Origin of the sequence: Pseudomonas spartinae (assembly GCF_965197125.1) — a bacterium.
GTDB lineage: Bacteria > Pseudomonadota > Gammaproteobacteria > Pseudomonadales > Pseudomonadaceae > Aquipseudomonas > Aquipseudomonas composti_A.
The window spans coordinates 24,426-36,719 of sequence record NZ_CBDAMB010000004.1 but is presented as its reverse complement, the minus strand read 5'-3'; the positions used below and the strand labels follow the sequence as shown (position 1 = coordinate 36,719).

Here is a 12,294-nt window from a genome sequence, read left to right as displayed (position 1 = left end):
AATTTGAACGGCCCCAGGGGCTGGAGAAGTGAAATGAGTGGGTTGTACATGCTGGTTGGCACCCTGATCGCCTTGGGTGTCCTGGTCACCTTTCACGAGTACGGACACTTCTGGGTGGCGCGCCGTTGCGGCGTCAAGGTGCTGCGTTTTTCCGTTGGCTTCGGTACGCCTTTGCTGCGCTGGCATGATCGCCATGGCACCGAATTCGTCATTGCCGCCATTCCGCTGGGCGGCTACGTCAAGATGCTCGACGAGCGTGAGGGCGATGTTCCGCCCGAGCTCGTCGAGCAGTCCTTCAATCGCAAGAGCGTACGCCAGCGCATCGCCATCGTTGCAGCCGGCCCCCTGGCCAATTTCCTGCTGGCGCTGTTGTTCTTCTGGTTTGTCGCCATGCTCGGCAGTCAGCAGGTGCGACCTGTCATTGGCGCCGTACAGCCAGACAGCCTGGCGGAAGCGGCCGGGCTGCGTGCGGGGCAAGAGATCGCGGCAATCAACGGCGAGGCGACCAGCGGTTGGGCGGCGGTCAATCTGCAGCTGGTAAGGCGCCTGGGTGAGAGCGGCACGCTCGATCTGCGGGTGATCGAGCCAGGCTCTACGGTGGAAACGCCCAAGCAGGTGCGGCTGGATAACTGGTTGCGTGGCGTCGATGAGCCGGATCCGATCGGTTCGCTGGGCATTCGCCCCTGGCGTCCGGTGCTGGAGCCGGTGCTGGCCGAGGTCGACTCGAAGGGGCCGGCCCATGCCGCCGGGCTGCAGGCCGGGGATCGCCTGCTGGCTCTGAATGGTGAGCCGCTGGCCGATTGGCAGGATCTGGTCGATCGCGTACGGGCCTTGCCTGGGAAGCTGGTCACGCTGCGCTTCGAGCGCGCTGGACGGGAGCAGGATGTGCAGCTGACGCTGGCGTCGCGCGGCGAAGGGCAGGCCCGCAGTGGCTACCTGGGCGCGGGCGTGCAGGGCGTCGAATGGCCGCCCGAGATGCTGCGCGAGGTGCGCTACGGGCCGCTCGATGGTGTGGTCGAAGGCGTACGCCAGACCTGGGCGATGAGCGTGCTGACCCTCGATTCGCTGAAGAAAATGCTGTTCGGAGAGCTCTCGGTAAAAAACTTGAGTGGGCCGATAACCATTGCTAAAGTGGCGGGCGCTTCAGCTGAGTCAGGGCTGGGGGATTTCCTGAAATTCCTTGCATATCTGAGTATTAGCCTGGGGGTTCTCAATCTGCTGCCCATTCCTGTACTGGATGGTGGGCATCTGCTGTTTTATCTGGTCGAGTGGGTGCGTGGTCGCCCCTTGTCTGAGCGGGTTCAGGGTTGGGGGATGCAGATCGGTATCAGTCTGGTCATCGGGGTCATGTTGCTTGCCCTGGTCAACGACCTCAGCCGCCTGTGAGCATTGCTGAATCACGTTCTTGAGATTCAAAAGAAGTGTCGCTCAAGCGGCAGTTTTTATCGTCAGTTGGAATAAGAAAGGACTTCATGAAACGTCTGCTGCTACCTGCGGTACTGTCCGCATTGATGATCGCCGAAGTTCACGCCGAGTCCTTCACCATCTCCGATATACGCGTCAACGGCCTGCAGCGGGTTTCCGCGGGCAGCGTATTCGGCGCGCTGCCCCTCAATGTGGGCGAGCAGGTGGATGATCGCCAACTGGTCGACGCCACCCGTTCCCTGTTCCGTACCGGCTTCTTCCAGGACATCCAGCTCGGTCGCGATGGCGATGTGCTGGTCGTCACCGTGGTCGAGCGTCCTTCCATCTCCGGTATCGAGATCGAAGGCAACAAGGCCATTTCCACCGAAGACCTGCTCAAGGGCCTGAACCAGTCCGGTCTGGCCGAGGGCGAGATCTTCCAGCGTGCGACGCTCGAAGGTGTGCGTAACGAACTGCAGCGCCAGTACGTGGCTCAGGGCCGTTACTCGGCCGAGATCGAAGCCGAAGTGATTCCGCAGCCGCGTAACCGCGTGGCGCTGAAGATCACCATCAACGAAGGTACGGTGGCGGCGATCTCGCACATCAACGTGGTCGGCAACACCGTGTTCAGCGATGAAGACCTGACTGACCTGTTCGAACTCAAGACCACCAACTGGTTGTCGTTCTTCAAGAACGACGACAAGTACGCTCGCGAAAAGCTGTCCGGCGACCTGGAGCGTCTGCGCTCCTACTACCTGGATCGCGGCTATATCAACATGGATATCAGCTCCACCCAGGTATCCATTACCCCGGACAAGAAGCACGTCTACATCACCGTCAACATCGAAGAGGGCGAGAAGTACAGCGTCCGCGACGTGAAGCTGTCCGGTGACCTCAAGGTGCCGGAAGAGGACGTGCGTGCGCTGCTGCTGGTCAAGGAAGGGCAGGTCTTCTCGCGCAAGATCATGACCACTACCAGCGAGCTGATCACCCGTCGCCTGGGTAACGAGGGCTACACCTTCGCCAACGTCAACGGCGTGCCGCAAGCGCACGATGAGGACAACACCGTTTCGATCACCTTCTTCGTCGATCCGGGCAAGCGCGCCTACGTCAACCGCATCAACTTCCGTGGCAACACCAAGTCCGAAGACGAGGTGCTGCGCCGCGAAATGCGTCAGATGGAAGGTGGCTGGGCTTCGACCTATCTGATCGATCAGTCCAAGACACGTCTGGAACGCCTGGGCTTTTTCAAGGAAGTCAACGTCGAGACCCCGCAGGTGCCGGGTACTGACGATCAGATCGACGTCAACTACAGCGTCGAAGAGCAGCCTTCCGGCTCGATCACGGCCAGCGTCGGTTTTGCCCAGAACGCCGGTCTGATCCTCGGTGGTTCGATCAGTCAGAACAACTTCCTCGGTACGGGTAACAAGGTCAGCATTGGCCTGACCCGTAGCGAATACCAGACCCGCTATAGCTTCGGCTTCGTCGATCCCTACTGGACCGTCGATGGCGTCAGCCTGGGTTACAACGCCTTCTACCGCACCACTGACTACGATGAGCTCGATGTTGATGTATCCAGCTACTCGGTGGACAGCCTGGGTGCGGGCGTCAACATCGGTTACCCGATCAGCGAGACCGCGCGCCTGACCTACGGCCTGACCGTGCAGCAGGACAGCATCAGTACGGGCCGCTACACCGTCGACGAGATCTTCGACTTCATCGACGCCGAGGGTGACAACTACCTGAACTTCAAGGGCTCCATCGGCTGGAGCGAGTCGACCCTGAACCGTGGCGTGCTGGCCAACCGTGGCCATTCGCAGAGCCTGGTGCTGGAAACCACTCTGCCGGGCAGCGACCTGTCGTTCTACAAGCTCGACTACCGTGGCCAGGTGTTCACCCCGATCAGCGAGAATTACACCCTGCGCTTCCACACCCAGCTTGGCTATGGCGACAGCTACGGTAGCACTGCGGAACTGCCGTTCTACGAGCACTACTATGCCGGTGGCTTCAACTCGGTACGTGGCTTCGAGGACAGCAGCCTGGGCCCGCGTAGCACCCCGAGCACCGGTGCCAAGCCCGGTACACTGGCCGATCCGGACCAGGATCCGCTGCCGTTCGGTGGTAACGTTCTGGTCCAGGGTGGTGTCGAGATGCTCTTCCCGCTGCCGTTCGTCAAGGATCAGCGGTCGCTGCGCACGGCGCTGTTCTGGGATGTGGGTAACGTCTTCGATACCAACTGTTCGTCCACCCAGAAGAAGCTCAGCGACAGCTGCAATATCGATTTCAGCAGTATGGCCAGCTCCGTGGGTGTCGGCCTGACCTGGATCACCGCGCTGGGGCCGTTGAGCTTCAGCCTGGCGATGCCGATCAAGAAGCCGGATGATGCCGATACTCAGGTGTTCCAGTTCTCCCTGGGCCAGACGTTCTAAAAACTCATTCACCGAAAGCCAACAGTTTTGTTGCAGGAGTGCATTGTGCGTAAGTTGACTCAACTGGTTCTGTTCACCGCCGCTCTGATCGCCACTCCGGCGTTCGCCGAGATGAAAGTGGCCGTGCTGAACTATCAGATGGCGCTGCTCGAGTCCGATGCGGCCAAGCGCTACGCCGTCGATGCCGAGAAAAAATTCGGCCCGCAACTGAGCAAGCTCAAGACCCTAGAGAGCGACGCCAAGCGCATTCAGGATCGCATGGTCAAAGATGGCGACAAGATGCAGCAGGCCGAGCGCGAGCGCCTGGAGCTTGAATTCAAGCAGAAGGCCCGTGACTTCCAGTTCCAGTCCAAGGAGCTGAACGAATCCAAAGCCATCGCTGACCGCGAGATGCTGGCCAAGCTGAAGCCGAACCTGGACAAGGCCGTCGAAGAAGTGATCAAGAACGGTAACTTTGATCTGGTGCTCGAGCGCGGCGCGGTGATCGATGTCAAACCTCAGTACGACATCACTCGCCAAGTCATCGAGCGCATGAACAAGATGCGTTGAGCATGACCGCTACATACACCCTCGGCCAGTTGGCCGAGCGCCTGGGCGCCACCCTGCGTGGCGCCGAAGGGAAGGTCATCACGGGCCTGGCCACCTTACAGGAGGCCAGGCCCGAACAGTTGAGCTTCCTGGCCAATGCCCAGTATCGCAAGTTCCTGGCTCAGACTCAGGCCGGTGCCGTGTTGCTCACCGCTGTCGACGCTGAGGGTTATGCAGGGGATGCCCTGGTTGTTGCCAACCCTTATCTGGCCTACGCGCAGCTTTCACACCTGTTCGATCGCAAGCCCCAGGCTGCTGCCGGGGTTCATGCGACTGCGCAGGTTGCCGATGACGCGCAGGTCGATCCGAGTGCCAGCATCGGTGCTTACGCTGTCATCGAAAGTGGTGCACGTATTGCTGCCAATGTCAGCATCGGCGCGCATTGCGTGGTCGGTGCGCGCAGCGTGATCGGTGAGGGCGGCTGGCTGGCACCGCGCGTGACGCTGTACCACGATGTGCAGATAGGCAAGCGTGTGGTGATCCAGTCCGGAGCGGTGATCGGTGGTGAAGGCTTCGGTTTCGCCAACGAGAAGGGCGTCTGGCAGAAGATCGCGCAGATCGGTGGGGTGACCATCGGCGATGACGTCGAAATCGGCGCCAACACCACGGTGGATCGTGGTGCGCTGTCCGATACCTTGATCGGCAATGGCGTCAAGCTGGACAACCAGATCATGATCGCGCACAACGTGCAGATCGGCGACAACACTGCCATGGCCGGCTGCTGTGGGATTTCCGGCAGCACCAAGATCGGCAAGAACTGCATGATCGCTGGCGGTGTCGGCATGGTGGGTCATATCGAGGTGTGCGACAACGTGTTCGTCACCGGTATGACCATGGTGACCCGTTCGATCACCGAACCTGGGGCCTATTCTTCGGGTACCGCCATGCAGCCAGCTGGCGAGTGGAAGAAGAGTGCGGCGCGTATTCGTCAGTTGGACGAGATGGCCAAGCGTCTGCGTGAGCTGGAAAAACAGCTGGCAGCCGTGACCCAGACGGCGAACGTCTCATCTGATGTCTGAGCACGGCGTTGCCGTGCTCTTTTCTTTTCTTAAGGCTTAACCGGACATGATGGACATCAACGAAATTCGTGAATATTTGCCGCACCGCTATCCCTTCCTGCTGGTGGATCGTGTGGTGGACCTGGACGTCGAAGGCAAGACCGTTCGCGCCTACAAGAATGTCAGCATCAATGAGCCGTTCTTCAATGGCCACTTTCCCGAGCACCCGATCATGCCGGGCGTGCTGATCATCGAAGCCATGGCGCAGGCAGCCGGGATTCTCGGTTTCAAGATGATGGGCGTGAAGCCGGCCGATGGCACCCTGTATTACTTCGTCGGCTCCGACAAGCTGCGCTTCCGTTCTCCCGTTACTCCGGGTGACCAGCTCATACTGGAGGCGAAGTACCTGAGCGACCGCCGCAGCATCTGGAAATTCGAGTGCCGCGCCACCGTCGACGGCAAGGAAGTCTGCTCCGCTGAAATCATCTGTGCGGAACGCAAACTATGAGTTCGATTGACCCTCGCGCGATCATCGACCCCAGTGCCAGATTGGCCGACGACGTCGTCGTCGGCCCGTGGAGCATTGTCGGGCCCGATGTGGAAATTGGCGAGGGTACGGTGATCGGTCCGCACGTGGTGCTCAAAGGACCGACCGTGATTGGCAAGCACAACCACATCTACCAGTTTTCTTCGGTTGGCGAAGATACCCCTGACCTCAAGTACAAGGGTGAGCCAACACGCCTGGTCATTGGTGATCACAACACGATCCGTGAAGGCGTCACCATTCACCGGGGCACCGTGCAGGATCGCAGTGAGACCACCATTGGCGATCACAACCTGATCATGGCCTATGCCCACATCGGCCACGACAGCGTGATCGGCAACCATTGCATCCTAGTCAATAACACAGCGCTGGCTGGCCATGTCTGGGTCGATGACTGGGCGATTCTGTCCGGCTACACCCTGGTGCACCAGTTCTGCCGTATCGGTGCGCACAGCTTTTCCGGCATGGGCACTGCGATCGGCAAGGATGTACCGGCTTTCGTCACCGTATTCGGCAACCCTGCCGAAGCGCGCAGCATGAACTTCGAGGGCATGCGTCGTCGTGGCTTCTCCAACGAGGCCATCGTGGCGCTGCGCAAGGGCTACAAGCTGGTTTATCGCCAGGGATTGACCGTTGAGCAGGCGCTGGCCGAGTTGGCCGAGTCCGCTGCTCAGTTCCCTGAGGTGGCGATCTTCCGCGATTCGATCCAGGCTTCTACGCGCGGCATTACCCGCTAAGAGCCTGTGCAAATCTGCTGCGTATCGGCCTTGCTGCGCTGAGAGCAGGCTCGGGCACGAGCCCGAATACAGTGTTCACCCACTAAAACTCCGTTTTTCGCCTGCTCTTGCCTTGCATGGCTCCAGCTTGCGACACATCGGACAGGTTCTAAATATCTATGACCAGACCCCTTCGCGTCGCACTGGTCGCCGGTGAGGCGTCCGGTGACATCCTCGGCTCCGGTCTGATGCAGGCCATCAGGCAACGCCATCCAGATGCCGAGTTCATCGGTGTTGGCGGTTCGCGCATGGAGGCCGAGGGTCTGAAATCCTATTTTCCGATGGAGCGCCTGGCCGTCATGGGCCTGGTCGAGGTGCTCGGCCGCCTGTTCGAACTGCTGGGTCGCCGGCGCCAGCTTGCGCGTGATCTGATCGCTGCACAGCCCGACGTATTCATCGGCATCGATGCGCCCGACTTCAACCTGGGGCTTGAGCTCAAGTTGCGCCGTGCCGGAATCAAGACCGTACATTATGTCAGCCCTTCGGTTTGGGCCTGGCGGCAGAAGCGCGTGCTGAAGATTCGCGAAGCCTGCGACCTGATGCTTACGCTGTTCCCCTTCGAGGCGCAGTTCTACGACGAGCACCAGGTGCCCGTGCGCTTCGTGGGCCATCCACTGGCCGATGCCATTCCCCAGCAGGCTGACCGTGCCGCCGCGCGTGAAGCACTGGATTTGCCGCAGGACGATCCGGTCGTGGCCTTGATGCCGGGCAGTCGCGGCGGCGAGGTGGCGCGTCTCGGTGAGCTGTTTCTCGATGCAGCGATTCGTCTGCGTGCGCTTCGCCCGGGTGTTCGATTCCTGCTGCCGTGCGCCACGCCCGAGCGTCGCGAGCAACTCGAACAGATGCTGGCCGGACGTGATCTGCCGCTGACTCTGCTCAATGGCCGCTCGCATGATGCCCTGGCCGCCTGTGATGCCGTGCTGATCGCGTCGGGCACCGCTACCCTGGAGGCACTGCTGTACAAGCGCCCCATGGTGGTGGCCTACCGCGTCGCGCCGCTGACCTATCGCATTCTCAAGCGCCTGGTCAAAAGCCCCTATATCTCGCTGCCCAATCTTCTGGCCGAGCGCCTGCTGGTGCCCGAGCTGATCCAGGATGCGGCGACTCCAGAGGCTCTGGCTCAGGCTGTGGCGCCACTGATCGATGGTGGTCAGGTGCAGACCGAGGGTTTCGACGTGATCCATCGTGCGCTGCGCCGTGATGCTTCGGTGTCGGCAGCCGATGCGGTGATCAAGCTTGCGGGGCGTACCTGATGCAACTGGGGCTCGACTTCACGCTGGTTGAAGAGCTGGTCGCCGGCGTCGACGAAGTCGGCCGTGGTCCGCTCTGCGGTGCGGTGGTAACGGCAGCGGTGATCCTCGACCCGGCGCGGCCGATCCTCGGGCTGAACGACTCGAAGAAACTGACCGAGCTGCGCCGTGAAGCACTGTTCGACGAGATCCGCGAAAAAGCGCTGGCCTGGTGCATCGCCCGCGCCGAGGTTGAGGAAATCGACCGCCTGAATATCCTGCATGCCACCATGCTGGCCATGCAGCGCGCCGTAGAAGGACTCTCGGTGACGCCGAGGCTGGCGCTGATCGATGGCAACCGCTGCCCGAAACTGGCGGTGCCGAGTGCGCCGGTGGTCAAGGGCGATAGCCGGGTGCCGGCCATTGCTGCGGCCTCGATCCTGGCCAAGGTCAGCCGTGACCGCGAGATGCTCGAGATCGATCGTCTCTACCCCGGCTATGGTATTGCCGGGCACAAGGGCTATCCCACGCCGGTGCACCTCGAGGCGCTCAAGCGTCTGGGGCCGACACCGATTCATCGGCGTTCCTTCGGGCCGGTCCGCGCGCTTCTCGAAGTCTGAACCTCTGGCCCTCAGCCAGACCTGCTTAGGCTACAATCCGCGCTTTGTCGTTTCCACCTGCAAGGCCGCCCATGACTCAAGCGTTCGTCCACCTGCGTCTGCACACCGAATACTCCCTGGTCGATGGCCTGGTGCGGGTCAAACCGCTGATCAAGGCCGTCTCCGGGGCCGGCATGCCTGCGGTGGCCGTCACCGACATGAGCAACATGTGCTCGCTGGTGAAGTTCTACAAGGCGGCCATGGGCGCCGGGGTCAAGCCGATCTGTGGTGCTGACATCTGGCTGGCAAGCGCCGAGGAAGATGGCCCGCTGACGCGCCTGACCCTGCTGGCGATGAACGCCAAGGGCTACCGCAACCTCACCGAGTTGATCTCCCGTGGCTGGTTCGAAGGGCAGAGCAACGACCTGGTGATCATCCAGCGTGACTGGGTCAAGGACGCCGCCGAAGGCCTGATCGCGTTGTCCGGCGCTCGCGAGGGCGAGGTCGGCATGGCGTTGCTGGCCGGTGACCAGGCATTGGCCGAAACGCGCCTGCGCGAGTGGATGGCGGTATTTCCAGATCGTTTCTACCTGGAGGTGCAGCGCACCAGCCGAGTCGGTGACGAGGAATACCTGCACGCCGCCGTAGCCCTGGCTGATCGTGTCGAGGCGCCGCTGGTGGCCACCAACGATGTGCGCTTCATCAAGCAGGACGACTTCGAGGCGCACGAAACTCGCGTCTGCATCGGCGAAGGGCGCACCCTGGACGACCCGCGTCGGCCGCACCATTACTCCGACCAGCAGTACCTGAAAAGCGCCGCAGAGATGTGGGAGCTGTTCTCCGACCTGCCCGAGGCGCTGGAAAACACCGTCGAGATCGCCAAGCGCTGCAACATCGAGGTGCAGCTCGGCAAATACTTCCTGCCGGACTTCCCCACGCCGGGCGGCATGGGCATCGACGATTACCTGCGGCATGCCTCCTTCGAGGGCCTGGACGAGCGTCTCGAAGTGCTGCTGCCCAAGGACACGCCGGACTACGAGGCGAAGAAGCAGGTCTATATCGACCGCCTCAATTTCGAACTCGACATCATTATCCAGATGGGCTTCCCCGGTTACTTCCTGATCGTGATGGACTTCATCCAGTGGGCCAAGAGCAATGGCGTGCCGGTCGGCCCGGGCCGTGGTTCGGGTGCCGGTTCTCTGGTGGCCTACGTGCTGAAGATCACCGACCTCGACCCGCTGGCCTACGACCTGCTGTTCGAGCGCTTCCTCAACCCCGAGCGGATCTCCATGCCCGACTTCGACGTCGACTTCTGCATGGATGGTCGCGACCGGGTGATCGACTACGTGGCCGAGAAATACGGGCGCAACGCGGTGAGCCAGATCATCACCTTCGGTTCCATGGCGGCCAAGGCGGTGGTGCGCGACGTGGCGCGGGCGCAGGGCAAGTCCTACGGCCTGGCCGACCGCCTGTCGAAGATGATCCCCTTCGAAGTGGGCATGACCCTGGAAAAGGCCTTCGAGATGGAGGAGCCGCTGCGCGACTTCCTCAAGAACGACGAAGAGGCCCAGGAAATCTGGGACATGTCGCTCAAGCTCGAAGGCGTGGTGCGCGGTACCGGCAAGCACGCCGGGGGTGTGGTGATCGCGCCGACCAAGCTCACCGACTTCTCGCCGATCGCCTGTGACGAGGAGGGCGGCGGCCTGGTGACCCAGTTCGATAAGGACGACGTCGAGCAAGCCGGCCTGGTCAAGTTCGACTTCCTTGGCCTGCGTACCCTGACCATCATCAAGTGGGCGCTGGAAACCGTCCACCGCATCCAGAAGCGCGACGGTGCGCCGGATGAGGACCTGGTCAACATCGACTTCATCCCGCTGGATGACAAGAAAACCTACGACATGCTGCAGAAGGCGGAGACCACCGCGGTTTTCCAGCTTGAATCGCGCGGCATGAAGGAGCTGATCAAGAAGCTCAAGCCCGACTGTCTGGAAGACATGATCGCACTGGTGGCGCTGTTCCGCCCCGGTCCGCTGCAGTCCGGCATGGTGGACGACTTCATCAACCGTAAGCACGGCCGCGCCGAGCTGTCCTACCCGCACCCGGACTACCAGTACGCGGGTCTGGAGCCGGTGCTCAAGCCCACCTACGGCATCATCCTGTATCAGGAGCAGGTGATGCAGATCGCTCAGGTCATGGGTGGCTACACCCTGGGCCAGGCGGACATGCTGCGCCGTGCCATGGGCAAGAAGAAGCCCGAGGAGATGGCCAAGCAGCGCGGTGGTTTCATCGAAGGTTGTGCCAGCAACGGCATCGACGCCAACCTGGCGGGCAACATCTTCGACCTGGTGGAAAAGTTCGCCGGTTATGGCTTCAACAAGTCGCACTCGGCCGCTTACGGCCTGGTGTCCTACCAGACGGCCTGGTTGAAGGCGCATTACCCAGCGCCGTTCATGGCCGCGGTACTCTCTGCGGATATGCACAACACCGACAAGGTGGTGATCCTGGTCGAAGAGTGCCGCAACATGAAGTTGCGCATCGAGCCGCCAGACGTGAACGTCTCCGAGTTCAAGTTCACCGTCAATGACGACGGTCGTATCGTCTACGGCCTCGGCGCGGTCAAGGGCGTGGGTGAAGGGCCGGTGGAGGCTATCGTCGAATGCCGCGCCGAAGGCGGGCCGTTCAAGGATCTGTTCGACTTCTGTAACCGCGTCGACCTCAAGCGCATCAACAAGCGCACCCTCGAGGCGCTGATTCGCAGCGGCGCGCTGGATCGCCTCGGCCCCTACTATCAGGATGAACTCAAGGCCTACCAGGCCAGCGTGGACAAGAACCGCGCCGTGCTACTGGCGTCGATGGAAGAGGCCGTGCAGTCCGCCGAGCAGACCGCGCGTAGCGCCGAGAGCGGCCATATGGATCTGTTCGGCGGCCTGTTCGCCGAGCCCGAGGCGGATGTCTACGCCAACCACCGCAAGGCCCGCGAGCTGCCGATCAAGGAGCGCCTGAAAGGCGAGAAGGACACCCTGGGCATCTATCTGTCCGGTCACCCCATCGATGAGTACGAAGGCGAGATTCGCCGTTTTGCCCGTCAGCGCATCGTCGAACTCAAGCCGGCGCGTGATACCCAGACCATCGCCGGGATGATCGTCAACCTGCGGGTGATGAAGAACAAGAAGGGCGACAAGATGGGCTTCATCACCCTCGACGACCGTTCCGGGCGTATCGAGGCCTCACTGTTCGCCGACGCTTTTGCCAGCAACCAGGCGCTGCTGCAGAACGATGCGCTGGTGGTGGTCGAGGGCGAGGTCAGTAACGACGACTTCTCCGGTGGCCTGCGTCTGCGTGCCAAGCGCGTGATGAGCCTGGAGGAGGCGCGCACCGGTTTGGCCGACAGCCTGCGGGTCAAGGTCGCCAGCGAGGCACTCAAGGGCGATCGCCTGCGTTGGCTGGCCGAGCTGTGCAGCAAGCACAAGGGCGCTTGCCCCGTGACGCTGGACTATAGTGGCGAGCAGGCACGCGCCTTGCTTCAGTTTGGCGAGGCCTGGAGAATCGACCCGGCCGACACTTTGATTCAGGCATTGCGTGACCAGTTCGGGCGCGACAACGTCTTTTTGCACTACCGCTGATGCGAGAGGGGGCTAAACCCCTTGCTCATTGGCAAAGGCACCCGAGGGTGTCGACCCGCTGCGCCCTATCCCTTAAGGTAGGGCGCCTAATGGATACAGCTCCC

Annotated in this window: 9 protein-coding genes; all 9 read left to right on the top strand. The window is 61.6% G+C overall.

Annotated elements, in window-relative coordinates:
- Positions 1-33: 33 nt before the first annotated feature.
- The 9 genes from rseP (at position 34) to dnaE (ending at position 12,190) form a co-directional block, all read left to right on the top strand.
- Positions 34-1,386, top strand: a complete 1,353-nt coding sequence (rseP, locus tag ACN8M7_RS10880; RefSeq protein ID WP_490260769.1) for a sigma E protease regulator RseP — start codon at positions 34-36, stop codon at positions 1,384-1,386.
- Positions 1,387-1,472: 86 nt separating this feature from the next.
- Positions 1,473-3,833 (top strand): outer membrane protein assembly factor BamA, encoded by a 2,361-nt coding sequence (gene bamA, locus ACN8M7_RS10875; protein WP_490260768.1) that lies wholly within the window; start codon positions 1,473-1,475, stop codon positions 3,831-3,833.
- Positions 3,834-3,878: 45 nt separating this feature from the next.
- Positions 3,879-4,382 (top strand): OmpH/Skp family outer membrane protein, encoded by a 504-nt coding sequence (locus ACN8M7_RS10870; protein ID WP_061238145.1) that lies wholly within the window; start codon positions 3,879-3,881, stop codon positions 4,380-4,382.
- Positions 4,379-5,440 carry a UDP-3-O-(3-hydroxymyristoyl)glucosamine N-acyltransferase gene (gene lpxD, locus ACN8M7_RS10865; RefSeq protein WP_490260767.1) on the top strand — a complete coding sequence of 354 codons (1,062 nt, stop codon included), beginning with the start codon at positions 4,379-4,381 and terminating at the stop codon, positions 5,438-5,440. The genes ACN8M7_RS10870 and lpxD overlap by 4 nt, the downstream gene beginning before the upstream one ends.
- A gap of 46 nt (positions 5,441-5,486) precedes the next feature.
- Positions 5,487-5,927, top strand: a complete 441-nt coding sequence (fabZ, locus tag ACN8M7_RS10860; protein WP_061238143.1) for a 3-hydroxyacyl-ACP dehydratase FabZ — start codon at positions 5,487-5,489, stop codon at positions 5,925-5,927.
- Positions 5,924-6,700, top strand: coding sequence for an acyl-ACP--UDP-N-acetylglucosamine O-acyltransferase (gene lpxA / locus ACN8M7_RS10855; RefSeq protein ID WP_490260766.1), 777 nt, complete (start codon positions 5,924-5,926; stop codon positions 6,698-6,700). Before fabZ ends, lpxA begins: the two co-directional genes overlap by 4 nt.
- A gap of 158 nt (positions 6,701-6,858) precedes the next feature.
- Positions 6,859-7,992 carry a lipid-A-disaccharide synthase gene (gene lpxB, locus ACN8M7_RS10850; protein ID WP_061238141.1) on the top strand — a complete coding sequence of 378 codons (1,134 nt, stop codon included), beginning with the start codon at positions 6,859-6,861 and terminating at the stop codon, positions 7,990-7,992.
- Complete coding sequence (gene rnhB, locus ACN8M7_RS10845; protein WP_490260765.1) at positions 7,992-8,588, top strand: ribonuclease HII; 597 nt, start codon at positions 7,992-7,994, stop codon at positions 8,586-8,588. The genes lpxB and rnhB overlap by 1 nt, the downstream gene beginning before the upstream one ends.
- A gap of 71 nt (positions 8,589-8,659) precedes the next feature.
- Positions 8,660-12,190 carry a DNA polymerase III subunit alpha gene (gene dnaE / locus ACN8M7_RS10840; protein WP_490260764.1) on the top strand — a complete coding sequence of 1,177 codons (3,531 nt, stop codon included), beginning with the start codon at positions 8,660-8,662 and terminating at the stop codon, positions 12,188-12,190.
- Positions 12,191-12,294 lie beyond the last annotated feature (104 nt).

What these genes read in the sequence shown, in the direction of transcription:
- lpxB (WP_061238141.1), top strand. Translation starts at nt 6,859, where the DNA reads ATGACCAGACCCCTTCGCGTCGCACTGGTCGCCGGTGAGGCGTCCGGT.
- rseP (WP_490260769.1), top strand. Translation starts at nt 34, where the DNA reads ATGAGTGGGTTGTACATGCTGGTTGGCACCCTGATCGCCTTGGGTGTC.
- bamA (WP_490260768.1), top strand. Translation starts at nt 1,473, where the DNA reads ATGAAACGTCTGCTGCTACCTGCGGTACTGTCCGCATTGATGATCGCC.
- dnaE (WP_490260764.1), top strand. Translation starts at nt 8,660, where the DNA reads ATGACTCAAGCGTTCGTCCACCTGCGTCTGCACACCGAATACTCCCTG.
- rnhB (WP_490260765.1), top strand. Translation starts at nt 7,992, where the DNA reads ATGCAACTGGGGCTCGACTTCACGCTGGTTGAAGAGCTGGTCGCCGGC.
- lpxA (WP_490260766.1), top strand. Translation starts at nt 5,924, where the DNA reads ATGAGTTCGATTGACCCTCGCGCGATCATCGACCCCAGTGCCAGATTG.
- fabZ (WP_061238143.1), top strand. Translation starts at nt 5,487, where the DNA reads ATGATGGACATCAACGAAATTCGTGAATATTTGCCGCACCGCTATCCC.